We start from the raw sequence: 26,972 nt of genomic DNA, 5'->3' as shown, positions 1-26,972 counted from the left end.
GCCCGGCGAAGGCCGTACAAGCACAGGCGTACCCTGGGGGTACCCCGTCTAGTTCTAGGAGTCGCACGTGTCCGCTGTCGCACCCGACGGCAGGAAGCTGCTCCGCCTGGAGGTCCGCAACAGCGAGACCCCCATCGAGCGGAAGCCCGAGTGGATCAAGACCCGCGCGAAGATGGGGCCGGAGTACAACGCCCTCCAGTCGCTGGTGAAGAAGGAGGGGCTGCACACGGTCTGCCAGGAGGCCGGCTGCCCCAACATCTTCGAGTGCTGGGAGGACCGCGAGGCGACCTTCCTCATCGGCGGTGACCAGTGCACCCGCCGCTGCGACTTCTGCCAGATCGACACCGGCAAGCCCGCCGACTTCGACCGTGACGAGCCGCGCCGCGTCGCCGAGTCCATCGTGACCATGGACCTCAACTACGCCACCATCACCGGCGTCGCCCGCGACGACCTGGCGGACGGCGGCTCCTGGCTGTACGCCGAGACGGTGCGCCAGGTGCACGCGCTGACCGCCGGCCGCGAGAGCGGCCGCACCGGCGTCGAGCTGCTGATCCCCGACTTCAACGCCGTCCCGGAGCAGCTGGCCGAGGTCTTCTCGTCCCGCCCCGAGGTGCTGGCGCACAACGTCGAGACGGTGCCGCGGATCTTCAAGCGGATCCGCCCGGCGTTCCGCTACGAGCGCTCGCTGGACGTCATCACCCAGGCCCGCGCGGCCGGGCTGGTGACCAAGTCCAACCTGATCCTGGGCATGGGCGAGACCCGCGAGGAGGTCAGCCAGGCGCTGGCCGACCTGGTCGGCGCCGGCTGCGAGCTGATCACCATCACCCAGTACCTGCGCCCGTCGCTGCGCCACCACCCGGTCGAGCGCTGGGTGAAGCCGCACGAGTTCGTCGAGCTGCAGCAGGAGGCCGAGGAGCTCGGCTTCGCCGGGGTCATGTCCGGCCCGCTGGTGCGGTCCTCGTACCGCGCCGGGCGGCTGTACCGGCAGGCGCTGGAGCACCGCGAGCGGACCGCGGCGGTCTGACCGCGTCCGGTCGTGTTCCGGCCGCGGGGCCGGTTGTGGCCGGAGGCCGCTGCGGGAACGTTCCGGCCGCGGGGCCGCGGTCCGGTCCGGTCCGGCCACCGTCCGGTGTGAGCCATCTGAGGGGCGGAGCTACGGCTCCGCCCCTTCGGGTTCACCGGGCTTTGACTGACGGGTCACGGGCTGGTAACACGGAGTGGTGAGGATGGAAGCGTTCGAATCATTTCCGCCACACGATCCACCCTGTGATCCACCCTGTGATCCACCACGAGATCCACGACGGGATCCACGACAGGATCCGCCACAAGAGGAGCTGTTCGACATGCAGGTCGGCATCCGGTCGGTGGGCACCGCGCTGCGGCTGGCCGAGAGCGTGCTGCTCGCGGGCGGGCAGCGACAGGCCCGGCGCAACGCCTGGGCCGCGGTCTGCGAGAACCGCCGCTACGCGGCGGACCGCGAGCGCGCCACGGTGCCGGGAGGCCCCGTGGCGGAGTCCGCGCGCCGTTAGGGCCCCTCCGGCGCCGCCCCCGCGCGACCACTGTGCGCGACCGTCCCGGGGCACCCGGGTCACGGTTCGGTGCGAACGGGTACCCGGGCTTGGTTATCCCGTACCGACGGCACGTACCATGAGCGTTATGGCGAGGGAAACATCCGAGAACCCCGGGCGACTGAAGCAGATCCGCCTGGCATACACCATGACCAAGAAGGTCGACACCAAGATCGGCCTGATCATCGCCGGCGTCGGCCTGCTGACCTTCGGCGTGTTCCTCGCCATCGGCTTCGCGATCGACCACCCGATCTATCTGGGCATCCTGGGCTTCATCGTGGCTTTCCTGGCCATGGCGATCGTCTTCGGGCGCCGGGCCGAGCGCGCGGCGTTCGGGCAGATGGAAGGGCAGCCGGGGGCCGTGGCGGCGGTGCTGAACAACATCAAGCGAGGCTGGAGCGCGAGCTCCACCCCGGTGGCGGTCACCCGTAACCAGGACGCGGTCTACCGCGCCGTGGGCCGGGCCGGCATCGCGCTGATCGGCGAGGGCAACCCGAACCGGGTCCGCCAGCTGCTGGCGTCCGAGAAGAAGAAGATGGCCCGGGTCGTCGGCGACGTGCCGGTGCACGACATCGTGGTGGGCACCGGCGAGGGCGAGATCCCGCTCAAGAAGCTGCAGGTCCACCTGATGCGACTGCCCCGCGCGATCACGCCCGCCCAGGTCACCGAGACCAACGACCGCCTCCGCGCGCTCGGCGACCTGCTCTCCAAGGCGCCGATCCCCAAGGGCCCGATGCCCAAGGGCGCCCGGATGCCCAAGGGCGGCCAGGTCCGCTGACCCCCTCCCCCATCGACGCGAACGGCCCCGCCGCGGAATCTCCGCTGCGGGGCCGTTCGTCGTTCCGGGGGGTGCCGTGGGGCGGCGTCCGCTAGATGCGGACCTCGACCGTGCCGACCGCCTTGTCGTGCAGGCCGCGGGTGTCGCGGTCCCACACCAGGGCCGGCACCACCAGGCAGAGCAGCAGGGTGCGCAGCAGCACCTGCGGGATGGTCGCGCGGCGGCCGTCCAGGCGGACCACCCGCAGGCCGAACAGCCGCTTGCCGACGGTCGTGCCCGTGGTGGCGAGCAGCAGCACGGTGACGGCGAAGAACAGCGGGGTGGTCCACAGGTTCGCCGAGGCCGGCGAGCCCTTGCCCAGCAGCCCGTAGGCGACCAGGGCGATCAGCCAGCCGTCGACGAACAGCGCGCCCAGGCGCCGGCCCGGGCCGCCGATCGAGCCGGTGCCCTCCTTGGGCAGTCCGAGGCGCTCACCGCGGTGGCCGAAGTCGGCACCCATCTTCTCGGCGGCCGCCTTCGGGCCGTCGATCCACGATCCCAACGCTTCTCTGGTGTCCACGAATCCACACTAACCGGGCGGACGGCGCGGCTCGGCACCGGCTCCCCCGGAGGGTGAATCGCGTCTCCCGGAGCTTCCCAAGTGGTCCAGACCACTCGTGGAGCGCGAGCCGGGCCGCCGAAGCGTTTTGCCCCGGAGCGTACGACTTTGCCGCCCGCCCGGGGGCGGCGGTTAACATTCAGGAAACGAGCGGGTCACCGGTCGGAAACGGCCTGTTCCTAGGGTGAGCCCCATTCGCACGCCGAGGAGGATGGATGTTCAACAACGCCGCCGAAGTGAAGCAGTTCATTCAGGACAACGATGTGAAGTTCATCGACGTCCGGTTCTGCGATCTCCCGGGCGTCATGCAGCACTTCTCCGTGCCCGCGGCGACCTTCGACCCGTCCGAGACCCTGATGTTCGACGGCTCGTCGATCCGCGGCTTCCAGGCCATCCACGAGTCCGACATGGCACTCGTCCCGGACCTGGCCACGGCCCGCCTCGACCCCTTCCGCAGGGACAAGCACCTCAACATCAACTTCTTCATCCAGGACCCGGTCACCGGCGAGGCGTACAGCCGTGACCCGCGCAACGTCGCGAAGAAGGCCGAGGCGTACCTCGCCTCCTCCGGCATCGCCGACACCGCGTTCTTCGGCCCCGAGGCCGAGTTCTACGTCTTCGACTCGGTGCGCTTCGACACCAGCGCCAACGCGTCGTACTACCACATCGACTCCGAGGCCGGCGCCTGGAACAGCGGCTCCGCCGAGGGCGACGTGCGCGGCTACAAGGTCAAGTACAAGGGCGGCTACTTCCCGATCCCGCCCGTCGACCACTTCGCCGACCTGCGCGCCGAGATGTCGCTGGAACTGGCCGCGGCCGGGCTGGAGGTCGAGCGCCAGCACCACGAGGTCGGCACGGCCGGCCAGGCGGAGATCAACTACAAGTTCAACACGCTGCTGCACGCCGCCGACGACCTGATGCTGTTCAAGTACATCATCAAGAACGTCGCGTGGCGCAACGGCAAGACCGCCACCTTCATGCCGAAGCCGATCTTCGGCGACAACGGCTCGGGCATGCACGTCCACCAGTCGCTGTGGACGGAGGGCTCGCCGCTCTTCTACGACGAGCAGGGCTACGCCGGCCTGTCCGACACCGCCCGCTACTACATCGGCGGCCTGCTGAAGCACGCCCCCTCGCTGCTCGCCTTCACCAACCCGTCGGTGAACTCCTACCACCGGCTGGTGCCCGGCTTCGAGGCCCCGGTCAACCTGGTCTACTCGCAGCGCAACCGCTCGGCGGCGATCCGGATCCCGATCACCGGCTCCAACGCCAAGGCCAAGCGCATCGAGTTCCGCGCGCCGGACCCGTCGTCCAACCCCTACCTCGCGTTCGCCGCGATGCTGATGGCCGGCCTCGACGGCATCAAGAACAAGATCGAGCCGCTGCAGCCGGTCGACAAGGACCTGTACGAGCTGGCCCCCGAGGAGCACGCCAACGTGCCGCAGGTGCCGTCCTCGCTCCCGGCCGTCCTGGAGGCCCTGGAGGCCGACCACGAGTACCTGCTCGCGGGCAACGTCTTCACGCCCGACCTGATCGAGACCTGGATCGACTTCAAGCGCACCAACGAGATCGCCCCCATCGCCCTCCGCCCCCACCCCCACGAGTTCGAGCTGTACTACGACCTCTAGAAGGCCCTCGCCGCACGGCGGTTCGGCCTCGCACCGTGCCCTGGGAGTCAGCGTTTCGCTGACTCCCAGGGCACGGTGCGTTCCGGGCTCGGCGGGGTCAGCGGATGGTGACGGGGAGGGTGTCGAAGCCGCGGAGGACGAGGCGGTCGCGGCGGGTGGGGACGCCTCCGGGGGCGAGTCGCTGGAAGCGGTCCAGGAGCGCCGGCACGGCGAGGTCGGCCTCCAGCCGGGCCAGCTGGGAGCCGAGGCAGAAGTGCGCGCCGCCGCCGAAGCTGAGCGGCTGGCTGTCCGTCCGGGTGGGGTCGAAGAGTTCCGGGCGGTGGTAGCGGGCCGGGTCGTGGTTGGCGGCGGCCAGCAGGACCAGCACCACCGTGCCGGGCGGCGTCGGCACGCCGGCCACGTCGAGCCCGGCGGCCAGCGCGATCCGGGTGGTGAGCTGGACCGGCGAGTCGTGACGCAGCACCTCGTCGGTGAACCGCGCCGGGGCGAGCGCGCCGGTGCGCAGCCCCGCCATCGCGCGCGGGTGCCGGAAGAGCAGCGAGAGCCCGTTGCCGAGCAGGTTGGTGGTGGTCTCGAAGCCGGCCACCAGCAGCAGCACCAGGTTGGCCAGCAGCTCGCGGCCGGAGATCCGCTCCGGGGCCTCGACGGCGATCCGGGCGAGGTCGCTGACCAGGTCGTCCCGCGGACGGGCCAGGCGCTCGGCGGCGAGCGCGGTGAAGTAGCCGGACAGCTCGTCGGCGGCCGCGTCGGCGACGGCCAGCTCGGCGAGGTCCTGGACCAGCTCCAGGGCGACGGTCAGGTCTCCCGCGAGGGCGCGGAACCGGTAGCGGTCCGGCTCCGGGACGCCGAGGAGTTCGCAGATGACCTCGACCGGCAGCCGGAACGCGAAGGCGTCCATGAAGTCGACCGGCGAGCCGTCCGCGCCCTGCTCCGCCATCGCGTCCAGCAGCCGGCCGACCGCGGCCTCGACGGCCGGCCGCAGCGCCGCCACCCGGCGGGCGTTGAAGGCCGAGGCGATCAGCGAGCGGACCCGGGCGTGGTCGGGCGCGTTGCGCTGCAGGATCGAGCGGCCGAGCAGGGTCACCGACGAGTGCCGGGCCACCTCGGCGTTCGCCTCCGCCAGCAGCTCGATGTCCTCCAGCCCGAAGCCGGGGTCGCGCAGCACCCGCTTGGCCGCGGCGTGGCCGGCCACCAGGACCGTGCCGGGCCCGGCGGGCACGGCGGGGCCCAGCTCGTGCAGCCGCGCGTACAGCGGGTACGGGTCCGCCATGCCCCTGTCGGCCGTCAGCCGCTCGATGATCGACGCGCCGTCCACCCGGTGCTCCCCTCCCGCGGTCCGCTGCCGAGACCGCGTTCCCGGGGCCTCGCTGCCGGTTCGTAAACCGCCGGTGGACGCACGGTAGTTCCCGGGAGCCCGGGTTCACCCGGCCGGGGACCGGCAGTCGGTACCCTGGCGGCATGGAGATCTGGATCAACCCCCGCTGCGGGAAGTGCCGCACGGCACTCGGCGCACTGGAAGCCGCCGGCGCCAAGTACACCGTGCGGCGCTACCTGGAGGACCCGCCGACCGCCGCGGAGCTGGAGCAGGTCCTGGAGCGGCTGTCGCTGGAGCCGTGGGACATCACCCGGCTCGACGAGCAGGCCGCCCAGGACCTGGGCATGAAGCGCTGGACCAGGGAGCCGGAGGACCGGGCGCGCTGGATCGCGGCGATGGCCGAGCACCCGATCCTGATCCAGCGCCCGATCATCACCGCGGAGGACGGCCACGCCGTCGTGGCCCGCACGCCGGAGGTCCTCAAGTCGGTCCTGCCGTAGGGCCCGCGAGCGGACGGTGCCGCCGCGACCGGGCGGCCGGCACCGGTCAGTGCCGCTGGATCCGCCGCACCGGCTCTCCCGGCCGCCAGGACGTGATCCACAGGTGGTCGTCGCCCACGGTGGTGTGCACCGCCTGCTCCAGCTCCAGCCGGAAGGCCTGGAACGGGCCGGGCGGCGGCTCCGGCAGGTCAGCCGCGTAGGCGGCCAGCTCGGTCTCGTCGGTGATCTCGACGGCCCGGCCGGAGAGCTTGGAGTCACCGCCCGCCAGGGTCTCGTCACTCGGGGTGCTGTGCAGCGCGAAGCGGGGATCGCGCTGGAGGTCGCGCGCCTTCCGCGCGTCCCGCATCGACCCGAGCGTCAGGTCCGCGCCGAGGAAGTCCACCTCGATGCCGCTCACCCGGGGCGAGCCGTCCGCGCGCAGCGTCGCCAGGACGTGGTGCTTGTTCGCCTCGAAACGGGCCCGCACGGCGAGGGCCAGCTCCGGTGCCTCGTGCTCGAAATCCTGCCAGGTAGCCATGGCCTCCAGTCTGGCACCGGGCACCGACCGTGCCCGGGAGGCGCTGTCGGAGGCGCTGTCGGTGCCCGGTGCCAGACTGGACGGGTGACCACCACGACCACGTACATCGCGTTCCTGCGGGCCCTCAACGTCGGTGGCCGGACGGTGAAGATGGAGCGGCTGCGCGCCCTCTTCGCCGAGCTGGGCCTCGACGACGTGCGGTCGTACATCCAGAGCGGCAACGTCTTCTTCCGCACCGCGGAGCCGGACCGGGCCGCGCTCACCCGGCGCATCGAGGAGCACCTGGCCGAGGCGCTCGGCTACCCCGTCCCGACGATGCTGCGCACCGTCGACGAGGTGGCGGCGCTGCTCGACGCCGAGCCGTTCGCGGGCATCGAGGCCACCCCGGAGATCCGTCTGGTGGTCAACTTCCTCTCCGAGCCGCTGCCGGCGGACTTCCCGGTGCCCTACACCTCGCCCAAGGGCGACTACGAGGTGATCGGCGCCGACGCCGGCGCCGCGTACGTGGTGATCCACCTGCGGGACGGCAAGTGGCGGGCCGGCAGCAAGCTCTTCGGCGCGTCCTACCGGGGCTCGGCCACGGCCCGCTTCCTGCACACCACCGTCAAGATCCTGGCCGCCGCCAGGAAGGCCTGACCCCGGGCCGGCGGCCGCCGGGTGGACGGACCGGCGGACGGGCCGGCCACCGCCGGGCCGTCCGGCGCGCCCGGCAATCTGGACAGGCACGGGCGGGTGACCCGACAATCGGGCCATGACGTCTCCTGAGATCCGGACGCACGTGGTCCGGCCGTCCGAGGCCGAGCGCGACCAGGCGCTCGGGGTGCTGCGGGAGGGCGCGGGCAGCGGCCGGCTGTCCCACGACACCTTCCTCGGCCGGATGGAACTCGTCCTGCACGCCGGCAGTCGGGCCGAACTCGACCGGGCGATGGCCGACCTGCCGACCGGCAATCCGTTCGGCCGCTTCGTCCTGCGGACGGTGGGTCAGCTCTCGGCCTTCGGCGTGCGGTTGCGCGGGGCCTGGCGGATCGAGCGGCTGCCCGGACTGAGCCTGCCGCACCCCGCCGCACGGCAGTTGACGATCGGCCGGGTGCCGGGCTCGGGGCTGCGGCTGCACGACGCCTCGGTGTCGCGCCACCACGCCGAACTGCGGCGGGAGGGCGAGGACTGGGTGCTGTACGACCTCGGCTCGACCAACGGCACGCACGTGAACGGGCTGCGGGTCGCGGGCGGCGTCCGCGTCCGCGCGGGCGACCAGGTCCGGTTCGGGAACCTGGAGTTCCGGCTCGCCTCGGGCTGAACGGGCGCCGGGGCCCGGCGCACCCGCCGCCGTCAGTGCGGGAACTGCCGGGGCGGGCGCCGAACCGGCAGGGTGTCGCGGAACTCCTCGATCACGCTGCTGATCTGGCGGGTCAGCACCGTCCGCTCGATCAGGTGCAGGTAGCGGTGCTCGGCGGCCAGGGCCTCGACGGTGACGCCGAAGTACAGCGTCATCAGGGGATTGACGAAGAGCGGGCTGCCCTTGGTGCGGTCGGTGAACCGGACGTCGCCGAACTCGCCGCGCAGGGCGGCCGCCACCGAACCGTTGACGATGCTCGGGTACTCGGGGAACGCGGCCCTCGCGTACTCGACGGCGTCCAGGTAGAGCGCGCCCTCCCGGCTGTCGCGCGGGATCGAGAACGCCCCGAGGTAGCCGCCGGCCCGCTCCAGCGCGGCGAGGTTCTCCAGCACCAGCGCGTGGTTGACGCCGTGGAAGGCGTCGATGCCGAAGCCCAGGCAGGCGACCAGGCGTTCGGGGACCTCCGTCAGCCCGGCGACCGCGCCGAGGCTGGCCATGTCCTCCTCCGGCGTGCCCAGGCCTGCCTCGTCGCCGCGCATCAGGATGTCGGTGCCGCCGTCGACCAACAGCACGGCGTCGACGGCGAGATGGGCGGTGAGCGCCCGGTAGGCGTCGCGCAGCGGCCGCACCCCGACCTTCGGGAACGCCCACACCGTGTCGGGCATGCCCTGCCGGTGCAGCCAGCGGGCCAGCGTCCGTTCGGGGAAGTAGCCGTCGGGGGCCGCGGTGTCGGGGCGGATCCGGGCGACGTCGGGCTCCAGCCAGACCTCGGCGGGGAGGCCGTGGAGGTGGCTGAAGGAGAGGTTGGCCAGGTGCACCTCCTTGCCGGCCGCGCGCAGCGCGAGTGCCAGCGGCAGGCCCGCGTACACGTCGAATCCACCGCCGGCGCCGGCGATCAGGATGCGGTCGGCCGCCAGCAGACGGGTGATCAGAGGCGGTTCGAGAAGGGAGGGCACCGGGGGACGGTAGCACCGGGGGCGGCCGGCGGGACTGTCGGTGGTCGGTGCGAGGATGCGGGCATGAACCAGGAGACCGAGCTCAGCTTCGAGGTACGGCGCGAGGCGGAGGAGCGTGCCCGCGAGTTGATCCGCTGCGGGTTCCAGGAGCCGGACGAGATAGCCGAGTCCCTGGTCGACGAGTTCGAGGACCAGGGACTGGAGCCGGAGGACGCCGAGGAGATCGTCGCCCCGCTCTGGCAGGAGCGGCTGGCCGAGCAGGCTTCGTGGCCGGAGACCACGGACGTGGACCGGCTGGAGGAGGCCTTCGACGCGCTGGAGGAGCAGGGCATCGTCGCGGCGATGGACTTCACCTGCTGTGCCAACTGCGGCTATGCGGAGATCGGCGGCGAGGCGGACGAGGATTCGCGCGGCTTCGTCTTCTTCCATCAGCAGGACACCGAGGGGGCGGCCGCCGGGCGTGGACTGATGCTGCGCTACGGCGGGTTCCGGGCCGACGGCGGGAGCGCCGAGTCCGCGGAGCTCAGGACGGTGGAGATCGGCCGCGCGGTGGTCGCGGCGCTGGAGGCGGCCGGCCTGCCGGTGGAGTGGGACGGCTCGCCGGAGAAGGCGATCTGGGTGACTCCGCTGACCTGGCTCAACCGCCTGCCCGAGTAGCGGGCCACGGTCGTGGCCCGGTACCGGCCGGCGGCGGTACCCGGCCGATGGCGGCGACGGGCGACTGCGGCCCCCGGCGCGTGGCGGCGACGTTCGACCGCGGCAACGGTCAGCGGCTGACGTGGAGTTCGGCGTGGTGGTCGTGGGCGTTGGCGTTGCGCAGGGTGATCTTGGCCGTGCCGATGGCGGTCTCGGCTCCCTCGGCGACGGTCCTGGTGTCGTCGCCGGGCTTCACCTCGGCCGCGGTGTCCGTGATGTGACTGATGGTCAGTTCGACGGTCCGGTCGCCGCCGAAGACCTCGACGGTGCGGGTGGAGTCGCCGCCCTCGGTGCGGACGACGACGTCGCAGCTGTTGTCGCTGGTGCAGAGCGCGGCGCCGCCCTCGCAGGCGGTCAGCCCGGCACCGAGCAGCAGCACGGCGGCCGCCGCGAACAGGGTCGGGCGGACCGGTACGGGCCGGCGCGCGGGGCGCGCGGTGGTGGTCGCCGTGGTCATGGCTCCGACGGTAGGCGGCGGCCCGGGCCCCGCCATCGGCCCCCGGCGGTACCCTCCCCCTGGCCGCCCCCGGACTGGCCGGACCATCCCGTCCCCGACGGCACCGGGGTGAATCCTCTAGGGGGCAAGGGGAGTTGAGACTCCCCGCGCGCCCGACGCGGACCCGGCGCCGATCATCGCACACCGTCGCGGCATAGGTGCCCGGCATATGCCACGCGCGTAGATCGAGGGCCCGCGAAAGCCCCGCCGCTCACTCGGCGGAGCCGTCCAGGGCCTCCGCCGGACCCCAGAGCAGGCCGGTGCAGCGCTGGTAGGTCGCGTGCCAGTGCGGCCAGTTGCGCGCCACATCGTCGTCGCACTGGGCCAGCAGGGACTCGACCACCGCCGGCTCGACGCCGTCCAGCAGCCAGGCGAGCGCGTCGGCGGTACCGGGGCCGTCGGCGGAGCGCAGCAGGTCCAGCAGCTCCGGCAGGCTTCCCACCCGCGAGGACCGCGCGAAGACCCGCTCCATCCGCGGCAGCAGCTGGCGCTCCTCGATCCGCAGGTGGGTCTCCAGCCGGGCCGCCAGGTCGTCCATGGCGTAGGCGACCGGCCAGGTGCTGCCCGCGTCCCGGCTGGCGATCCGGACCAGGGTGGTGACCCGGGTGAAGGAGTGGTCCAGGTTGTGGTGGTCGCTCTCCAGCCAGTTGAGCAGCAGACGCAGCTCGGGCGCGAAGCGGCGGACCAACGGCCAGACCCGGATGTCCTGCTGCTCGTGGTGGCAGGTCAGCATCGCGGTGACGAAGGTCCAGTGCCGCAGGAGCGCCTCGCCCTTCTCGTCCTCGCCGGGCTGAAGCAGCCGCAGGGCGTTGGGCAGTCGGGCGAGGTCGCGACGGAGGGCGTCGTACACCAGCCGCAGCCCGGCGAACCGGATGGCTTGCGGCTCCTCGTCGGCGGCCCGCTGACGCTGGGAGCCCGCCTGGGCGGGCACGGAGGGGGACGCTAGGGACAGCAGACGGCTCGGCATGGCACTCTCTTCACGACTTGGCACGGCGGGCTTGCACGGCATGGCACGACCGGTCCTCCCGGACCGGTTCCGTGGCTGGCAGCACTGGCGGAACGCGGTCCCACCACAGTGGCCGTAGTCGATCAGAGGCGAATCAATGTCCGATTGACGCGCAGGTCAGCGGCCTGCCGCGGACTTGGCGGCAGCCGTCCGCGCCGTCGGCGACGGGCGCGCCGACGAGGACGAAGACGGAGGCGGGCCCCGACCCGGCGTCCGGCGGCCCGCGCCGGGGCGGGGCCACCGGACGCGTCCACGGCGGCGCCTCCCCGGCCGGGTCAGTCGCTCTGCGGCCCCGCGAGGTTCCTGGTCAGCCACTGCAGCGTGTCCGGGATCATCTTCTTGAAGTCGCTGGTGAGGTGCTTGCCGCCGGCCTGCTCGTAGTACTCGACGGAGAGCGGCGGTGCGGCCTTGGCGACCCACGCCTTGACCAGCTTCATCTCGAACGGGTTGGCGCCGCCCGCGGTGGCGAGCAGCTTCACCTCGGCCTTGCCCTGGGTGACCAGCAGATCGGGGCTGTTGGCCTGCCGCTCCGCCTCGTGGCCCTTCCAGAGCGGCGAGTCCGGGTTGAAGTAGCCGTCGATCGGGACGGCGGCCTTGAACTTGTCCGGGTGCTGCAGCGCCAGCTTGGCACTGCAGAACGCACCCGTGGAGGCACCCATCAGGCCCCAGCCGTCGCGGCCCTTCACCGTCCGGAAGTTGGCGCGGACGAAGTCCGGGATGTCCTCGGCCATCCAGGTGCCCATCTTGGGCTGGCCCGGGATGTCGGCGCACTCCAGGGCCTTGGCCTCGTTGGAGTCGAGGTTCTGCACCGGCATGATCATGATGAACGGGTGCGCCTTGCCGGCCTTCGCCAGATCGGCGTCGATCTCCTGGATCGGCAGCTGGTTGTCGGTCCAGGTGTTGTACCCCGCGCTCTGGCCGCCCGCGTAGAGGGTGAGCACGGGGAAGCCGGTCCGGGCGTACTTCGGGTCGTTGTACTGGGGCGGCAGCCAGACCCAGACCTTGCCGGAGACGCCCGACTTGGGCCCGTTCAGCGTGGTCACCAGGATCTGTCCGGCCGCGGTGTCCCGGGCCTTGCCGAAGCTCGCCTCCGGGCCGGTGGGCATGAGGACCTTGCCGGCCGGGTTCGGGGCCGTCGTCGTCGGGGTGCCGGGGGCGGCCGTCGGGCTGCCGGGTGCGGGGGTGCCGCTCGCCGTACCGGCGCCGCCCTTGGCGCTGCTCGCCTTGGCGGCGTCCCCCTTGCCGCCGGCATCCGTACTGCCGCACGCCGCCAGCGAGGCGGCCAGGGCGAAGGCGGCGGCGCCGGTCAGGGCGGCACGGACACGGGTGGACTGCGGCTGCACGGTGAGGACTCTCCGACCGATGTCACGCCCGGCCCCTCAGGAGCCGGCCGGCGGCCCCCGGGTGGGGCCGGACAGACCCGGGGTGCGACGTCACGCCGGCCCCCGGGGCGGCGGCGCGCCGCCCCTCGCGGGAGCGCGCCGTCCTGCGATCTTATGACGTGGACCCGGGCGGCCCGGTTGCGCTGCGGCCTGCGCCGATTCAAGGTTTGTCCCCGATCGGGTCAAGCCCCGCAGGCGCCCCCGCCACCCGGCGGGGCGGGCCACCCGCCGGGTGGCGGGGGGCTCCCCCGGGGTCCCCCCACAACCGACGGCGCGCCGGACGGGAGGGGGCCGGACTTTGGGACCTTCCACCAGTGACTCGGGGCGGCGGATCGGGAACGATCGCACCTGCCGTCGACCGACGGGCCGCCCGAAGACCCTCCGAGGAGTACCGCCATGCCACAGCAGATCGCCGTCGTCACCGGAGCCGGCAGCGGGGTGGGGCGCGCCGTGGCCGTGGAGCTGGCCGCCGCCGGGTGGCTGCCGGTGCTCGCCGGACGGCGGGAGGAGCCGCTGCGCGGAACGGCCGAACTCTGCGCGGCGGCCGGACCGGGCGGCGGGGCCGTCGTGGTGCCGACCGACGTCACCGACCCGGCGGCGGTGGACGCGCTCTTCGCGGCGGCCGCCGAGCCGTGCGGCCGGGTCGACCTGCTGTTCAACAACGCCGGGACCTTCGGCGCGCCCGCCGCGGTGGACGAGCTGGACATCGCCGAATGGCGGGCGGTGGTCGACCTCAACCTCACCGGCGCCTTCCTCTGCGCCCGGGCCGCGTTCCGGCGGATGAAGGCCCAGGACCCGCGGGGCGGCCGGATCATCAACAACGGCTCGATCTCCGCGCACGTGCCGAGGCCGCACTCGATCGCGTACACCGCGACGAAGCACGCCGTCACCGGGCTGACCAAGTCGCTGTCGCTGGACGGGCGTCCGTACCGGATCGCCTGCGGGCAGATCGACATCGGCAACGCGGCGACCGAGATGACGGCGGCGATGAGCACCGGCGTGCGGCAGGCGGACGGGCGGATCGCGGTGGAGCCGACCATGGACGTCGCGGACGTGGCCCGCACCGTGCGGCACATGGCGGAGCTGCCGCTGGAGGCCAATGTGCAGTTCGCCACGGTGATGGCGACCGCGATGCCGTACATCGGACGCGGCTGACCCGACCCGGGCGGGGGCACCCGGCGCTACTCGTCGTGGGAGTGGCGGTAGCGCCGTCGGCCGCCGGTCTCGTCCAGCCGGTAGACGCTGGTGGTCGGCCAGTACTCGCCGGCCTCCGCGGCGGGCAGTTCGGCCCGCAGCACCATCCGCAGCGAGGGCGGCGGAGCCGCGGCGTGGACCCGCTTGCGGTGACCGTCCCAGCGGCCGCCGCACAGTTCGACGTCCAGGACGGCGGAGGTGGTTCTCATCCCGTGATGCTGACAGCGTTCACCCGTACCGGGGCGGCGAACCGGCGGGATCCACTCGCCCGGGGTAGTTGCCGGGCGGCGCGCTGACGGCCGCCCGGGGAGGGTGGCACGCCGACGGCCGCCACCCTCCCCGACGCAGGGCGGAGGGTGGCGGCCGTCGGCGCGGGTCAGCCGCGCCAGGTGTCGTTCAGGACCAGGCCGCCGGAGGCCGGCACCGTCGCCGTGCGGTTGGCGCCGGACTCCCAGGTCACGGCCCCGGAGGCGTCCTTGCGGACGTACTTGTACTCGAAGGACGTGCCCGCCGGCATCGTCACGTCCAGCTTCCAGACCGGGTACGCGGCCGAGGAGAGCGGCAGCGCCCGGGCCGGGTCCCAGCCACCGAGCGAGGCCGTGCCGCCGACCACGAAGATGTTCTGCCCGGGCACGGTGGTCGCGTTGACCGCGAAGGAGGCGCCGCCGCTCACCGGCGTCCCGCCGCCGGAACCGCTGGAACCGCCCGAGCTGCCCGAGCCGCCGGGAGCGCCCACGTACAGGGCCACCGCGTCGCCCGCGCCGACGGTCGCGGTGAAGCGGCCGTCCGAGCCGACGGTGTACGACGGGCCGCCGCAGCCGCCCGCCGCCGGGTCGCCGTGCTGGACGTCGCAGTAGGAGCCGGCCGGCAGCGAGGTCTGGAAGGTCTGGGTGACCGGCCCGCTCTCGCGGTTGATCGCCACGAAGCCCTTGCCGCCGCGCCCGAAGGCGATCGCGTTGTTGCCGTTGGACCACCAGTTGGTGATCCCGGTGCCCGCCACCGCGTTGCGGAAGCCCACCATGTTGGCGACCTGCCGCCAGGCGTGGGTGCAGTTCCAGCCGTCGCTGTAGCAGGCGTTGACGGTGCCGCCGTTGGGCGGGCCGTCGTCGTGGCCGGAGAAGGCGTAGCCGGAGTAGACGTTGGGCGAGCCGTAGGGGTCGGCCAGCATGAAGACGTTGGCCAGGGTGTAGGCGGAGCCGTCCTTGTAGGTCAGCGTGGAGCCGTTGCGCTCGGTGTCCCAGTTGTCGACGAAGGTCCGGGCCTTGTCGCCCGGCAGCAGACCGGAACCCCAGGAGGCGAGGTCGGCGATCCGGCCGCCCTGGAAGGCGCTCTTCAGCCAGGTGCCGGAGCGGAACTCGTCGACGTCGCCGGTGCCGGTGTACTCGGTGGGCTGGATCGGCTCGCCCGCGCCGTAGATGACCTCCTGCACCCAGTACGCGTTGGGGTTGGCGGTCTTCGCCTTGATCGCGGCGAGGTCGGCGGCGGCGATGTGCTTGGCCGCGTCGATCCGGTAGCCGTCGACGCCGAGCGAGGCCAGGTCGTTCAGGTAGCCGGCGATGGTCTGCTGGACGTAGGAGCTGCCGGTGTTCAGGTCGGAGAGGTTGACCAGTTCGCAGTTCTGCACGTTCGAGCGGTCGGCGTAGTTGCTGATCGCGGTGCGGCAGGAGTGGAAGTCCTGGTCCTGGTAGTACCCGGGGTAGGTGTACTTGGTGTAGTTGGTTCCACCGGTGCCGGTCCCGGAGCCGGCCGACATGTGGTTGATCACCGAGTCGGCGATCACCTTGACGCCCGCCGCGTGGCAGGTGTCGATCATGCTCTTGAAGGACGCCCGGTCGCCGAGGCGCCCGGCTATCCGGTAGCTCACCGGCTGGTAGGACGTCCACCACTGGCCGCCCTGGATGTGTTCCTGGGGCGGCGAGACCTCGACGAAGCCGTAGCCCTTCGGGCCGAGGGTGTCGGTGCAGGCCTTGGCGACGGAGTCGAAGCGCCACTCGAAGAGGGTGGCCGTGACGTCCTTGCCGTTGCCGGGTGGCGCGGCCTGGGCGGTGGGGGCCGCGCCGAAGGCCGCGGTGAGCGAGAGCGCGAGCGCCGCCGAGGCGGCGAGCGCGCCGGCCGTCCGGGCAGGCCGGCGGGTGGGGGCGGTGGTGACCACGATGTCTCCTGGGGGCTGGGGTGGGGCAGCCTGGGGTACCGCGTGTGAAAGGTTGCTGAAACTTGCTGGAAACTTGCAGCGCTGAACCTAAGGTCACACTGAGAGCCCGTCAAGGCCTTGGGAACAACGTTTCCGCAGCCCCGGAAACCTCGTATACGACCTTCCACCCGTCGCGCGGCACGGCGATGCCCCCGCGCGGTCTCGCACGGGGGCATCGCCGCGTAGCGTCTCCAGGGCCGCTCAGGGCCGCTTCAGGGGCGCTCAGCGCCGCTCAGGACGGCGGGGCGGGCCTCAGACGGCGTCCGGCCCGCGCTCGCCGGTGCGGACCCGGACGACGGTCTCCACCGGCACCGCCCAGACCTTGCCGTCGCCGATCTTCCCGGTCCGGGCGGCCCGGACGATCTCCTCGATCACCTGGTCCGCGTCGGCGTCCTCGACCACCACCTCGATCCGGGCCTTGGGGACCAGGTCGATCCGGTACTCGGCACCCCGGTAGACCTCGGTGTGCCCGTGCTGGCGCCCGTACCCGCTGGCCTCGGTGACGGTCAGTCCGTGCACCCCGATGGCCTGCAGGGCGTTCTTGACCTCGTCCAGCTTGAACGGCTTGACGATCGCGGTGATCAGCTTCATGCGGAGGGGGTCCTGTCGGAGGAGTGCGTGAGCACGGTGGTGGCGTGGGCGGTCGTACCGTGGCCCAGGACGCCGTGATCGTACGCGGTCTCGGCGTGCACGGCGAGGTCCAGGCCGGTGAGTTCGTGCTCCTCGTCGGCACGGAAGCCCATCACCCGGTCGACCGCCCGTCCGATCCCGTACGTCATGGCGAACGCGTAGACGGCGACGGCGGCCACCGCGGCCAGCTGCTTGCCGAGTTGGCCGAGGCCGCCGCCGTGCAGCAGCCCGACCGGGCCGCCGGTCATCGCGGCGCTGGCGAAGAGGCCGATCAGCGCGGTGCCGATGACCCCGGCGACGAAGTGCACACCCACCACGTCCAGCGAGTCGTCGAAGCCGAAGCGGAACTTCCAGCTGACCGCGTACGAGCAGACCACGCCCGCCGCCAGCCCGATCACCAGCGCACCGAGCAGGTCGACGCTCCCGCAGGAGGGGGTGATGGCGACCAGGCCGGCCACCGCGCCGGAGGCGGCGCCCAGGGTGGTGGCGTGGCCGTCCCGGCGCTTCTCGACCAGCAGCCAGCCGAGCAGCCCGGTGCAGCCGGCCGCCTGGGTGTTGAGCAGCGCGGACGCGGCCAGGCCGTTGGCGCCCAGCGCCGAGCCCGCGTTGAAGCCGAACCAGCCGAACCAGAGCAGGCCCGCGCCGAGCAGCACCAGGGGCAGGTTGTGCGGGCGCATCGCCTCCTTGCGGAAGCCGATCCGGGGGCCGAGCAGCAGGGCCAGGGCCAGTCCGCTGGCCCCGCAGTTGACCTCGACCACCGTGCCGCCGGCGAAGTCGAGCGCGCCGAGCTTCGACAGGATCCACCCGCCGGGCGCGAACACCCAGTGCGCCACCGGGACGTAGACCAGCAGCGTCCAGACTGCGGTGAAGGCGACCCAGGAACCGAACCGCGCGCGGTCCGCGATGGCGCCGCTGATCAGCGCGGCGGTGATGATCGCGAAGGTCAGCTGGAAGGTGGCGAACAGCACGGTGGGGACGTGGCCGGTGAGCGAGGAGGGGGTGATTCCGGCCATCCCGAGGTGGTCCAGGCCGCCGATCAGCCCCCAGCCGCCGACGTCCGGGCCGAACGCGAGCGAGTAGCCGGCCAGCAGCCAGACCACGGTGACCACGGCGATGGAGACGAAGCTCATCATGATCATGTTGAGCACGCTCTTGGTGCGGACCATGCCGCCGTAGAACAGCGCCAGGCCGGGGGTCATCAGCAGGACGAGTGCGGTACTGGCCAGCAGCCAGGCGGTGTCTCCGGTGTCGAGGCCGGGCGACGGGTCAGCCAGGAACATAGGGGCGTGCCTTCCCACGGGCCCGCGCCAGGGAGGAGCGCGGGTCGGTTGGGAGAGTGTCGCGAGGGCGGATTTCTGGTTGCGGACGGACACGTTTCGCCCGTGTTTCGTGTTGCCCGGCGGTTGCCCCGCGGTTGCCGGTCCGTTTCCGGAAGCTCACGCCCCGTGCCCGCCGGGCGGTCCCCCGGACGGGCCACCCGCCCGCCGCCCGCCGCACCCACGACGCAGGGCCCGGCAGCCGTGGCTGCCGGGCCCTGCTCCCTGTCCTACTTGGTTCTACTGACCGCCGGAGCGGGTCAGCTGGTGGCGATCGAGGTGTCGTCGATCACGAAGCTGGTCTGCAGCGAGGCGTCCTCGGTGCCGGCGAACTTCAGGGTGACCGTCTGGCCCGCGTAGGACGAGAGGTCGAAGGTGCGGAGCTGGTAGCCCGCGGCGGCGTCCACGTTCGAGTAGGTCTTCAGCGCGGTGCCGTTGACCGTGACCGCCAGCTTGTCGTACACCGTCGAGCCGGTCTCGGCCGTGTCGATGTGCAGGTAGAAGCTGAGCGAGGCCTTGCAGCCGGCCGGGATGGTCACCGTCTGCGAGAGGTTGTCCGAGTGGGCGGAGCCGTAGCCGTTCAGCCAGGCCTTCCAGGTACCGCCGTGCGCGGCCTGCGAGGCGCTGTTGTCCACGACACCGCTGGAGGCGGTCCACGGGGCGGCGCTGCCGGTCTCGAAGCCGGCGTTGCCGAGCAGCTGCGCCGGGGTGCAGCTGCCGCCGCCGCCGGAGACGGTCCAGGTGAAGCTGGTGGAACCGGTCTTGTTGGCGGCGTCCTTCGCGGTCACGGTCACGTTGTACGTGCCCGCGGTCGTGGCGGTGCCGGTGATCTTGCCGCTGGAGCTGATCGACAGGCCGGTCGGCAGGCCGGTGGCGGTGAAGGTCAGCGGGGCGGTGCCGCCGGTGGCGGCGATCTGCAGGTTGACCGAGCCGTTCAACGCGGTGCTCTGGTTGCCCGGGCTGGTGACGGTGACGCCACCCGGGTTCGGAGCGGTGCCCACGTTGACGCCCGCCCAGGCGGTGCTGACCGCGTTGAGCTCGGCGCTGCCGGCGCCGTACAGGTCGGTGGCCGCCTTCTCCGTCGCGGTGCGCGCCGCGGCGTAGTTGGTGGTGGAGGTCATGTAGGTGGTCAGCGCGCGGTACCAGACCGCCGCCGCCTTGTCCCGGCCGATGCCGCTGACGGCGATGTTGCCCTGGGTCGGCGAGTTGTAGCTGACGCCGTTGATCACCTTCGCGCCGCTGCCCTCGGACAGCAGGTAGAAGAAGTGGTTGGCGACACCGGACGAGTAGTGGACGTCCTTGTTGCCGACCGTGGAGGACCAGTAGTCGGCCGAGCCGCCGTCCTTGGAGGGCTTGTCCATGTAGCGCAGCGGGGTGCCGTCCCCGTTGATGTTGATCAACTCACCGATCAGGTAGTCGGGGTTGTCGGTCGGGATGTTGGCGTAGAACTCCACCATGGTGCCGAAGATGTCCGAGGTGGCCTCGTTCAGGCCGCCGGACTCACCCGAGTAGTTCAGGTTGGCGGTGGCCGCGGTGACGCCGTGGCTCATCTCGTGGCCCGCGACGTCGAGCTCGGTGAGCGGGTGGGTGTTGCTGTCACCGTCGCCGTAGGTCATGCAGAAGCAGGAGTCGTCCCAGAAGGCGTTCACGTAGTTGTTGCCGTAGTGGACGCGGCTGTAGGCGCCGACACCGTCGTTGCGGATGCCGCTGCGGCCGAAGGTGTTCTTGTAGTAGTCCCAGGTGGCCGCGACGCCGAAGTGGGCGTCGACCGCGGCCGACTCGCTGTTGGCGACGGTGCCGTCGCCCCAGCTGTCGGTCGACTTGGTGTACAGGGTGCCGGTGCCCGAGGTCCCGTGGTTCAGGTTCGTGGTGTACATCCCACCGCGAGCCCCGTCCTTCAGCTGGTACGAGGACCCCGACTGGGTCGTACCGACAGTGACGTTGCCGACGAAGACGCCCTTGCCGGTGCCGGTCTGGATGCCCTCGAACTTCTGGATGACCTGGCCGGAGGTCGCGTCGGTGACCACGTGCAGCTTGCTCGGGGTGCCGTCGGCCTCGGTGGAGGAGACGACCGTCTCCCACGCGAGGCGCGGGCTGTTGTCGGCGGCCCAGACCACCAGGCGGGGCGCGGACTCCAGCGCGGCGCCCGACTCGGCGGCCAGCGCGGCGGACTGCGCGGCCGGCGCGGCCAGCTTCGGCGTGGTGCTCACGCCGGTCAGCGGGGCGGTGCTGGCGCGGTCCACGCCCTTGGTCGCACCCGTGGCGCTCTGGTGCACGACCAGGTCGCCGCCGAGAACCGGAAGGCCGTTCAGCGTGCGCTCGTACCGCAGGTGGCGGGTACCGTCGGCGTCCTGGGAGACGTCCTTGGTGACCAGCTTCTCCTCGCTGCCCAGGCCCAGGGTCTGGGCGAGGGCGGCGGTCTGCCCGGTCGCCGAGGCGATCAGCTGGGCACGGCTCGCCTGCTGGGCGGCGACCGCGGCCGGCGCGTCCGGGGTGGCGGCCTGCGCGATGACGGGGATGCCGGTCACCAGAAGCGCGGTGGAGGCGGCCATGACAACCGCTGCCTTCCGAGCCTGGGTGTAACGGGACATGCGGACTCCTTTTCCGACCGACGCGGGGTGCGCGTGCGGTGGAGAGAACCTGGCCGCAGGGTTGCGGCGCAGTGGGGGCCCCCGCCGCCGGGTGCGCGGCGCGGGTGCGGTTGCGGAGCAAAGACCGAGCAGTTGCTGGCAGGAAGAGGCGCTGAACCTGACCTGGGACAGCCGCACCGGGGGGTGGGGCCCCCTCGTCTGCAGCCGGGGGAATCGTGGCAGTAAACGAGCCGTGAATGACAGATGCATGCCACTGATTGGCCGATTAGCTACCGGGACCGTTCATCCGTCGGACCCCCGTCCGTGTTACAGGCGCGCGAACTACCGACGACGGTTTTCATCGCCACCCGAAAGGTTCGATCACTTCCGGCGGGCACTGACCAGCGCTCAGGGCCCGCTCGGCGTCCGCATGGTGGACCGTGCTGCCGGGCGGATCCGTCACCTCACCTTTCCGGCCGTGCCAACGACGGTTTTCGGCCACTCGCGCGCCGGGCACCGGCGGGAAGTACCACGGCCCCGCGCCGCCCGAGGGCGGTGCGGGGCCGGGTACGGCGGAGCGTCAGTTCTGGACGAAGACCGCCACGGTGCGGCCCGGCACGGTGAAGGTGCCGGTGGCGGCGGCGAAACCGGACTGCCGGACCACCGGATCGGCCCCGCCCGCCTGGACCGGGTGCAGCGCCTGCGCCGTCCCCTTCAGGGCGGCCACGGTCTGGCTCTGCGCGGTGGGCGTGGCGTTGAACACCACGGTGATGCCCTTCTGCGCCCCGGCCAGCCCGGTGCCGTCCAGGTGCAGCGTGATCACCCCGGGCGTCTCGCCGGGCGTGCCGGAGAGCGGGTAGGAGAGCCGCTGCTGGACGGCGGCCAGGGTGGGCAGCGAGAACAGCGGCGAGCCCTGCTTGATCCGCAGGAACTGCTGGTACTGCGCAGTGGTCGCCCGGATGTCGGCGGCGCCCATCGCCAGCTTCGGATCGGCCAGCAGCGACTTGGCGGCCGGCCACATCTCCTTGTTGTCGGCCGCCGTCGGCACGCCGCGGCCCCAGCCGTTGCCCTGCGCCGGGTCCCACTGGATCGCGTTGAACCAGTCGCCCGAGTCGTAGGAGTTGGCGTCCAGCGACTTGGAACGCAGCAGGTCGGTGCCGGCCTGGACGAAGCCCGGCCCCTGGGTGAGCGCGGTCAGCGAGAGCGCGAGCGCCTGCATCCGGGCCCGGTCGGCGGGCGCGGTGGCCGCGGGCAGCTTGTAGGCCAGCGCGTCGAACAGGTCGGTGTTGTCGTGCGCGTCCACGTACTCCACCGCCTCGCCCGGCACGGCCGCGTACCCGGTCGGGGCGCCGTTGTAGTCGACGCCCGCGCCGGTGACGGCCCGGCCCGCGCTGTCGGTGAACGCGTAGCCGGCCAGGTTGCCGGTGAGCGCCACCTTGAGCTGGTCCATCTGCTTGAGCAGCCGGTCCTTCTGCTCCTGCGGCGTGCCGTTGGCCGGCGAGCCGTTGGGGTCGGAGTACAGGCCCGAGGCGAAGCCCTGCTGCGGGGCCGAGGAGAGCTGGAAGTTGCCGCCCCGCGCCGCGTCCCGGATCCGGTCGTCGAAGGTGGCGATGCCGGTGCCGGCCATGTTCAGCTGGGTGGCCTGCGCGAAGCGGGCGTCATTGGCCACGACCCCGAAGTTCCAGCCCTCGCCGTAGAGGAAGACGTTCTTCCCGTCGACGCCGTCCGAATCCGGTGTCATCCTGCGCAGTGCGGCCTGCACGTCCAGCATGGTGGACCTGGGATCCAGGCCCATCAGGTCGAAGCGGAAGCCGTCGACCTTGTACTCACGCGCCCAGGTGGTCACCGAGTCCACCACCAGGCGGTTCATCATGGCGTGCTCGGGCGCGGTGTCGGCGCAGCAACTGTCGGTCGTCACCTTGCCGTTGGCGTCGAGCCGCTGGTAGTAGCCGGGGACGACCCGGTCCAGCACCGAGTGCTCGGCCTGGCCGGCGGCGGCGGTGTGGTTGTAGACCACGTCCAGCACCACGCGCAGCCCGGCCTGGTGGATCGCCTGCACCATCTGCCGGAACTGCACCGTCCGGGCGGTGCCCTCCGGGTCGGTGGCGTACGAGCCCTCCGGCACGTTGTAGTGCAGCGGGTCGTAGCCCCAGTTGTAGGCGTCCTCGGCGGCGACGGCCGCCACGCACTCCTGCTGCCGCTCGCTGTCCGCCGCCAGGGCCTTGAGGTCGCAGGCCGGCAGCTTCTGCTGGGCCCGGTTCTCCCGGATGGTGGCGATGTCGAAGGTCGGCAGCAGGTGCACGGTGGTGACGCCGGCCTGGGCCAGCTCCCGCAGGTGCCGCATGCCGGCCGACTGGGACTCGGTGAAGGCCAGGTAGGTGCCGCGCTCGGCGGCCGGCACCGTGCCGTCCTCGACCGAGAAGTCCCGGACGTGCAGCTCCTGGATCTGCTGCCGCGCCGGCGGGACGGCCTTCGGGACGGTGTGGTCGTCCCAGCCCTCGGGCTTCAGCGCCTTGGCGGCGAGGTCGGCGACCAGGCTCCGCCCGGAGTCGGCGGACAGCGCCACCGAGTACGGGTCGGTGACGGTGTTGACCACCAGCTGCTGGACGGACGGCGCCCAGACCTTCACCTGGTACAGGTAGTACTTGCCGTCCAACTCGGCCTTGTCACGGACGAGTTCCCAGACACCGGTCTCGTCGTCCAGCTCCAGGGGGACGGTCTTCGGGGTGCCGCCGGCCGGTCCGTCGAAGAGCTGGACGGAGACCTCCCGCGCGGTCGGCGCCCAGACCGACAGCGCCACCTTGCCGTTGTAGTAGGCCGGTCCGAAGTCCACCCGGCCGGTGCGGCGGGCGTACAGGTCGTCCAGCACGCCGGGGGTCTGCACCCCGGTCGCGGCCAGCGCGGCGCCGCTGGGCAGGTGCTCGGTGAAGAGCAGCTGGCTGCGGAGCGCGGCGGGCACCCGGGCCGCGTCGCGGGCGTCCACGGTGAAGGCCCGGTAGCCGGCCAGGTGCGGGAAGGCGGCCTTCTGGGCGTCGGTCAGCCCGGCGGCGGGGGTCAGCCGGATCCACTGCCCGGCCTTGCTCAGCACGCCCTTCTCGGCGCGGATGCCGCCCTCGGGGTCGTACACCAGCTGGGCGCTGGTGCCGCCGGCCAGTGCGGCGTCGTTGGCGCCGTACCCGGCGGGCACCACGACCGTGCGGGCGTCGATCCACTGGGCCTTGGCGGAGCCGGGGTCCAGCTGCGAGGCGGCGGCGGCGTTCTGCGGGAGCAGGTAGCCCTCCCGGCCGCCCAGGATCCAGACCTCGTGGCCGTTGGCGGCGAGGTCCAGCGACTGGTCGGTCGGCAGGTCCTTGTCGTTGCCCCGGTGCAGGACGTAGCTGAGGCTGGTGGCGCCGGGGGCCAGCGGCACCTCGAAGACGGCGCCGAAGGCGTCGCGGCGGACCGGCAGCAGCGGGTTGCCCCAGTCGGTCGGGGTGGCGGCGCCGGTCCAGTCGTGCAGGCCCCAGCCGGTGTAGTCGCCGTCGGCCCGGTTGTAGTGGATGACGGCGGTGCCGGCGGGCTGGGTGTCGGCGGGCCCGGGGTTCGCCGTCCGGACGGTCGGGTCACCCTCCTTGAGCCAGACCTCGCCGGTCGCGCCGACGTCGAGGTGGCGGTCGGTGTCGACGTCCTTGACGCCGTCCTTCTCGACGACGAAGCCGATGTCCGAGGCCCCCTCCTTCAGCTTCACGTAGGCGAAGGCGCCGTAGGCGTCCCGGCCGGTGAAGCCGTGCCCGGCGGGCCAGGGGGTGGCCTCGCCGTCCGCGAGGTCGCCCCAGGCGTAGAGGTTCCAGCCGTCGTAGTCGCCGTCCTCGCGCTGGTAGTGCACGACGGCGTACGGGCGGGCGGTGGCGCTGGGCGCCGGGGCGGGGGCGGGGGTGCCGGTGGTGAAGCTGCCGGTGGCCGAGCGCAGGTGGCCGCTGGAGTCCTGGACCACGGCCTTGTAGCGGACCACCGTGCCGGGCTGCACGGCGCCGAGGTCCTGGGTGACCCGGTACGTCCCGTTGTCGGCGGTGCCGAGGGTCCGCCAGGGCGCGTCGCCGATCTGCGCGGCGAAGGTGACCCGGTCGAAGCCGCCGCCGTCGACGGCCGCGCCGACGGTGACGGTGCCGGTGGAGCCGTCGGCCGGGGTCCGCAGCGCGAGCTTCGGCGCGGCCGCGACGGGCGCCAGCTTCCCGGCGGCCTTGAACACCACCGAGGAGAGCGCGGGCACGGTGACGGTGACCGCGCGGTCCGCGCCACTGGTCAGCCGCTCCCCCGCGGCCGGGTAGATCCGGTCGAAGCCCTGGCCGGCCGAGAAGGTGTCCAGGGTGACGGTCTTCGCCTCGGCCGCGTTGTTGACCGCGACCAGGTACTCGACCTGCTGCCCGGCGTCGATCCGGGAGAAGGCGTACACGCCCGCGCCGTCGGCGGCGTACCGCTCGATCTGGGCGCCGTCGGCGAGGGCCGGGTGGTCCCGGCGCAGCGCGGCCAGCCCGGCGATGCCCCGGTAGAGCTCGCCGTCGCGCCCGTAGCGGTCGGCGGAGCCGGAGGGGCCGCCGAGCACCCGGTCCGTGTTGTAGGAGGGGGTCCTCGAGGCGAAGAGGTCCTGCCGGGCGTCCTTGTCGCCGCCGGCGCCGGTGAAGCCCTGCTCGTCGCCGTAGTAGACGACCGGCTGGCCCCGGGTGAGGAACTGCAGCTCGGAGGCGAGCCGGTCCTTCTTCAGCAGGGTGGCGTCGTCGGCGCCCGGGTTGTCGCCGAGCAGGAAGGACCCGAAGCGGCCCATGTCGTGGTTGCCGAGGAAGGTCGGCAGCTCGTAGGCGTCGGTGTCGGCGGTGGTGTAGCGGTAGTCCTGCCCGTACACGTCGGCGAGGCCGCGGGCCGAGCCGCCCTGCGAGACGTAGGAGCGGGCGGCGCTCTGGAACGGGAAGTCCAGGGTGGCCTGGAGCCGGCCCTTGGTGACGTACGGCGAGGTGACCGCCGGGTCGCTGGAGAGGATCTCGCCGAACATGAAGAACTTCTTGTTGCCCTGCTTGGCGGCGAAGTCCTTGAGCGCGGGCGCCCACTGCTGCCAGAAGGCCATGTTGACGTGCTTGACGGTGTCGATCCGGAAGCCGTCCACGCCGGCGTCCTTGACCCACTGCTGGTAGACCTTCTCGAAGCCCTGGACCACCTTGGGGTTCTGGGTGTCGAGGTCGTCCAGGCCGGAGAAGTCGCCCTCGGTGGCGGACTCGCCGACGAAGGTCGAGTCGCCCCGGTTGTGGTAGAGCGCGGGGTCGTTCAGCCAGGCCGGGGCCTTGACGGCGGTGTCGGCGGGCTTGCGGAAGACCGGGCTGTAGGGGAACGAGTCCTTGGTCAGCTTCGGCCAGGCGGCCGGGGAGCCGGCGCCCGCGTCGACGACGGCGGTCTCGTCGACCGGCCGGCCGTCGGCGTCCAGCACCGGGTAGGCCCCGGTGGAGCGGTAGCCGTACTGCTGCTGCGCGTAGTCGATGACGTCGGCGGTGTGGTTGGTGATGACGTCGAAGAAGACCTTGATGCCCTTGGCGTGCGCCTTGGCTATCAGCTCCTTGAGCTGCTCGTTGGTGCCGAAGTGCGGGTCGACCTGGGTGAAGTCGGTGATCCAGTAGCCGTGGTAACCGGCCGAGGCCTGGTCGCCGGCGCCCTGGACGGGCTTGTTCTTGAAGATCGGGGCCATCCAGATCGCGGTGGTGCCGAGGTCCTGGATGTAGTCGAGCCGCTGAAGCAGGCCCGCGAGGTCGCCCCCGTGGTAGAAGCCCTTGTCGGCCGGGTCGAGGCCGTGGTCCAGCCGGCTGCCGGTGATGCCCCCGGTGTCGTTGCCCGGGTCGCCGTTGGCGAAGCGGTCCGGCAGGACGAAGTAGAACTGCTCGCGGGAGAGGTCGTGCCGCCCGGCGGTGGCGGCCAGCGCGGCGTCCGAGGGCGGGCCGGGCGGGGCCGCGGCGAAGGCCGCGGGGGCCGCGCCGCCCAGGGTGGCGGCGGTCAGCGCGGCGGCCAGCAGCACGGCCGTGCGGCCGGGCCTGCGGATCGGGGTGGTGCTCCGTCGGCGTGTGCGGCGGGGCGGGACATCGGCCACTGAGGGCTCCCTTGCGGGGGTAAGGGGTGTCGAGTTGCCAGGACGCTAGCGTTCTGCAATCTGTTTCAGCAAGATGCAGAAAGGGTTTCGGTCCCGGAAATTTCGGCCCCCTGCGTGCCGCTGCCCGCCCCCGATTGCGCCACCCGAGGCACTCGGCGTGAGAATAGGACGTATGCCCGTCCCGCCGGT

The 26,972-nt window shown here is 72.3% G+C and carries 22 protein-coding genes; 9 read left to right on the top strand and 13 right to left on the bottom strand.

Annotated elements, in window-relative coordinates; all coding sequences use genetic code 11:
* Positions 1 to 67 precede the first annotated feature (67 nt).
* From ABT263_RS03225 to ABT263_RS03215, 3 genes are all read left to right on the top strand, one after another.
* Positions 68 to 1,024: a lipoyl synthase gene (locus ABT263_RS03225; RefSeq protein WP_329487348.1), complete on the top strand. Its 957-nt coding sequence runs from the start codon at positions 68 to 70 to the stop codon at positions 1,022 to 1,024.
* A 319-nt stretch (positions 1,025 to 1,343) separates the two neighbouring features.
* Entirely contained in the window at positions 1,344 to 1,529 is a 186-nt protein-coding gene (locus tag ABT263_RS03220; RefSeq protein ID WP_352286988.1) for a hypothetical protein, read from the top strand.
* A gap of 127 nt (positions 1,530 to 1,656) precedes the next feature.
* Positions 1,657 to 2,346: a DUF4191 domain-containing protein gene (locus ABT263_RS03215; RefSeq protein WP_329487350.1), complete on the top strand. Its 690-nt coding sequence runs from the start codon at positions 1,657 to 1,659 to the stop codon at positions 2,344 to 2,346.
* A gap of 91 nt (positions 2,347 to 2,437) precedes the next feature.
* Here ABT263_RS03215 and ABT263_RS03210 read toward each other — a convergent pair whose 3' ends face one another.
* Positions 2,438 to 2,905: an RDD family protein gene (locus ABT263_RS03210; RefSeq protein ID WP_329487351.1), complete on the bottom strand. Its 468-nt coding sequence runs from the start codon at positions 2,903 to 2,905 to the stop codon at positions 2,438 to 2,440.
* 254 nt (positions 2,906 to 3,159) lie between these two features.
* Here ABT263_RS03210 and glnA point away from each other — a divergent pair, with 254 nt between their 5' ends.
* Positions 3,160 to 4,572: a type I glutamate--ammonia ligase gene (gene glnA, locus ABT263_RS03205; RefSeq protein WP_329487352.1), complete on the top strand. Its 1,413-nt coding sequence runs from the start codon at positions 3,160 to 3,162 to the stop codon at positions 4,570 to 4,572.
* Positions 4,573 to 4,669: 97 nt separating this feature from the next.
* On the opposite strand, the gene ABT263_RS03200 is transcribed toward glnA, so the two are convergent.
* Positions 4,670 to 5,887, bottom strand: coding sequence for a cytochrome P450 (locus tag ABT263_RS03200; RefSeq protein ID WP_352286987.1), 1,218 nt, complete (start codon positions 5,885 to 5,887; stop codon positions 4,670 to 4,672).
* 143 nt (positions 5,888 to 6,030) lie between these two features.
* Between ABT263_RS03200 and ABT263_RS03195 the strand changes: the two genes are divergently transcribed.
* On the top strand, positions 6,031 to 6,387 hold the full coding sequence (locus tag ABT263_RS03195; protein ID WP_329487354.1) for an ArsC/Spx/MgsR family protein: 357 nt from the start codon (positions 6,031 to 6,033) through the stop codon (positions 6,385 to 6,387).
* Between the two features lie 46 nt (positions 6,388 to 6,433).
* Here the strand turns inward: ABT263_RS03195 and ABT263_RS03190 are convergent, their stop codons facing one another.
* A complete protein-coding gene (locus ABT263_RS03190; RefSeq protein WP_352286984.1) occupies positions 6,434 to 6,904 on the bottom strand; it encodes a pyridoxamine 5'-phosphate oxidase family protein in 471 nt (156 codons plus the stop codon).
* A gap of 84 nt (positions 6,905 to 6,988) precedes the next feature.
* Between ABT263_RS03190 and ABT263_RS03185 the strand changes: the two genes are divergently transcribed.
* Together ABT263_RS03185 and ABT263_RS03180 are read left to right on the top strand one after the other, a co-directional pair.
* Positions 6,989 to 7,540, top strand: coding sequence for a DUF1697 domain-containing protein (locus ABT263_RS03185; RefSeq protein WP_352286983.1), 552 nt, complete (start codon positions 6,989 to 6,991; stop codon positions 7,538 to 7,540).
* 115 nt (positions 7,541 to 7,655) lie between these two features.
* Positions 7,656 to 8,201, top strand: coding sequence for an FHA domain-containing protein (locus tag ABT263_RS03180; protein ID WP_352286982.1), 546 nt, complete (start codon positions 7,656 to 7,658; stop codon positions 8,199 to 8,201).
* A gap of 32 nt (positions 8,202 to 8,233) precedes the next feature.
* On the opposite strand, the gene ABT263_RS03175 is transcribed toward ABT263_RS03180, so the two are convergent.
* Positions 8,234 to 9,196 carry a DUF1152 domain-containing protein gene (locus tag ABT263_RS03175; RefSeq protein WP_352286979.1) on the bottom strand — a complete coding sequence of 321 codons (963 nt, stop codon included), beginning with the start codon at positions 9,194 to 9,196 and terminating at the stop codon, positions 8,234 to 8,236.
* Positions 9,197 to 9,259: 63 nt separating this feature from the next.
* On the opposite strand from ABT263_RS03175, the gene ABT263_RS03170 reads away from it, so the two are divergent.
* Positions 9,260 to 9,853 carry a DUF6891 domain-containing protein gene (locus tag ABT263_RS03170; protein WP_352286977.1) on the top strand — a complete coding sequence of 198 codons (594 nt, stop codon included), beginning with the start codon at positions 9,260 to 9,262 and terminating at the stop codon, positions 9,851 to 9,853.
* 109 nt (positions 9,854 to 9,962) lie between these two features.
* Here ABT263_RS03170 and ABT263_RS03165 read toward each other — a convergent pair whose 3' ends face one another.
* The 3 genes from ABT263_RS03165 to ABT263_RS03155 form a co-directional block, all read right to left on the bottom strand.
* Positions 9,963 to 10,349, bottom strand: coding sequence for a hypothetical protein (locus ABT263_RS03165; protein ID WP_352286975.1), 387 nt, complete (start codon positions 10,347 to 10,349; stop codon positions 9,963 to 9,965).
* A gap of 250 nt (positions 10,350 to 10,599) precedes the next feature.
* The gene (locus ABT263_RS03160) at positions 10,600 to 11,319 is read right to left on the bottom strand and encodes a hemerythrin domain-containing protein (protein ID WP_352286973.1); all 720 of its coding nucleotides are present in this window, start codon (positions 11,317 to 11,319) and stop codon (positions 10,600 to 10,602) included.
* Between the two features lie 350 nt (positions 11,320 to 11,669).
* Complete coding sequence (locus ABT263_RS03155; protein WP_352286971.1) at positions 11,670 to 12,737, bottom strand: alpha/beta hydrolase; 1,068 nt, start codon at positions 12,735 to 12,737, stop codon at positions 11,670 to 11,672.
* A 435-nt stretch (positions 12,738 to 13,172) separates the two neighbouring features.
* Here ABT263_RS03155 and ABT263_RS03150 point away from each other — a divergent pair, with 435 nt between their 5' ends.
* The gene (locus ABT263_RS03150; RefSeq protein ID WP_352286969.1) at positions 13,173 to 13,931 is read left to right on the top strand and encodes an SDR family oxidoreductase; all 759 of its coding nucleotides are present in this window, start codon (positions 13,173 to 13,175) and stop codon (positions 13,929 to 13,931) included.
* 26 nt (positions 13,932 to 13,957) lie between these two features.
* Here the strand turns inward: ABT263_RS03150 and ABT263_RS03145 are convergent, their stop codons facing one another.
* The 6 genes from ABT263_RS03145 to pulA all read right to left on the bottom strand — a co-directional run bounded on the left by ABT263_RS03145 (position 13,958) and on the right by pulA (position 26,783).
* On the bottom strand, positions 13,958 to 14,179 hold the full coding sequence (locus ABT263_RS03145) for a hypothetical protein (protein ID WP_352286968.1): 222 nt from the start codon (positions 14,177 to 14,179) through the stop codon (positions 13,958 to 13,960).
* Positions 14,180 to 14,346: 167 nt separating this feature from the next.
* Positions 14,347 to 16,122: a carbohydrate-binding module family 20 domain-containing protein gene (locus ABT263_RS03140; protein ID WP_502885746.1), complete on the bottom strand. Its 1,776-nt coding sequence runs from the start codon at positions 16,120 to 16,122 to the stop codon at positions 14,347 to 14,349.
* A 291-nt stretch (positions 16,123 to 16,413) separates the two neighbouring features.
* Positions 16,414 to 16,752 carry a P-II family nitrogen regulator gene (locus ABT263_RS03135; RefSeq protein ID WP_329487365.1) on the bottom strand — a complete coding sequence of 113 codons (339 nt, stop codon included), beginning with the start codon at positions 16,750 to 16,752 and terminating at the stop codon, positions 16,414 to 16,416.
* The gene (locus tag ABT263_RS03130; protein ID WP_352286965.1) at positions 16,749 to 18,071 is read right to left on the bottom strand and encodes an ammonium transporter; all 1,323 of its coding nucleotides are present in this window, start codon (positions 18,069 to 18,071) and stop codon (positions 16,749 to 16,751) included. The genes ABT263_RS03135 and ABT263_RS03130 overlap by 4 nt, the downstream gene beginning before the upstream one ends.
* Positions 18,072 to 18,367: 296 nt before the next feature.
* A complete protein-coding gene (locus tag ABT263_RS03125) occupies positions 18,368 to 20,698 on the bottom strand; it encodes a M4 family metallopeptidase (RefSeq protein ID WP_352286962.1) in 2,331 nt (776 codons plus the stop codon).
* A 559-nt stretch (positions 20,699 to 21,257) separates the two neighbouring features.
* On the bottom strand, positions 21,258 to 26,783 hold the full coding sequence (pulA, locus tag ABT263_RS03120) for a pullulanase-type alpha-1,6-glucosidase (protein WP_502885745.1): 5,526 nt from the start codon (positions 26,781 to 26,783) through the stop codon (positions 21,258 to 21,260).
* Between the last annotated feature and the right edge of the window lie 189 nt (positions 26,784 to 26,972).

Origin of the sequence: Kitasatospora sp. NPDC001603, from assembly GCF_040298365.1 — a bacterium.
In the GTDB taxonomy this organism is placed as follows: Bacteria; Actinomycetota; Actinomycetes; order Streptomycetales; family Streptomycetaceae; genus Kitasatospora.
The sequence above is the reverse complement of the archived record's forward strand: the minus strand, read 5'-3'. Positions and strand labels throughout refer to the sequence as shown.

What these genes read in the sequence shown, in the direction of transcription:
- ABT263_RS03220 (WP_352286988.1), top strand. Translation starts at nt 1,344, where the DNA reads ATGCAGGTCGGCATCCGGTCGGTGGGCACCGCGCTGCGGCTGGCCGAG.
- ABT263_RS03215 (WP_329487350.1), top strand. Translation starts at nt 1,657, where the DNA reads ATGGCGAGGGAAACATCCGAGAACCCCGGGCGACTGAAGCAGATCCGC.
- glnA (WP_329487352.1), top strand. Translation starts at nt 3,160, where the DNA reads ATGTTCAACAACGCCGCCGAAGTGAAGCAGTTCATTCAGGACAACGAT.
- ABT263_RS03195 (WP_329487354.1), top strand. Translation starts at nt 6,031, where the DNA reads ATGGAGATCTGGATCAACCCCCGCTGCGGGAAGTGCCGCACGGCACTC.
- ABT263_RS03190 (WP_352286984.1), bottom strand. Translation starts at nt 6,904, where the DNA reads ATGGCTACCTGGCAGGATTTCGAGCACGAGGCACCGGAGCTGGCCCTC.
- ABT263_RS03180 (WP_352286982.1), top strand. Translation starts at nt 7,656, where the DNA reads ATGACGTCTCCTGAGATCCGGACGCACGTGGTCCGGCCGTCCGAGGCC.
- ABT263_RS03170 (WP_352286977.1), top strand. Translation starts at nt 9,260, where the DNA reads ATGAACCAGGAGACCGAGCTCAGCTTCGAGGTACGGCGCGAGGCGGAG.
- ABT263_RS03165 (WP_352286975.1), bottom strand. Translation starts at nt 10,349, where the DNA reads ATGACCACGGCGACCACCACCGCGCGCCCCGCGCGCCGGCCCGTACCG.
- ABT263_RS03150 (WP_352286969.1), top strand. Translation starts at nt 13,173, where the DNA reads ATGCCACAGCAGATCGCCGTCGTCACCGGAGCCGGCAGCGGGGTGGGG.
- ABT263_RS03145 (WP_352286968.1), bottom strand. Translation starts at nt 14,179, where the DNA reads ATGAGAACCACCTCCGCCGTCCTGGACGTCGAACTGTGCGGCGGCCGC.
- ABT263_RS03135 (WP_329487365.1), bottom strand. Translation starts at nt 16,752, where the DNA reads ATGAAGCTGATCACCGCGATCGTCAAGCCGTTCAAGCTGGACGAGGTC.
- ABT263_RS03130 (WP_352286965.1), bottom strand. Translation starts at nt 18,071, where the DNA reads ATGTTCCTGGCTGACCCGTCGCCCGGCCTCGACACCGGAGACACCGCC.
- ABT263_RS03125 (WP_352286962.1), bottom strand. Translation starts at nt 20,698, where the DNA reads ATGTCCCGTTACACCCAGGCTCGGAAGGCAGCGGTTGTCATGGCCGCC.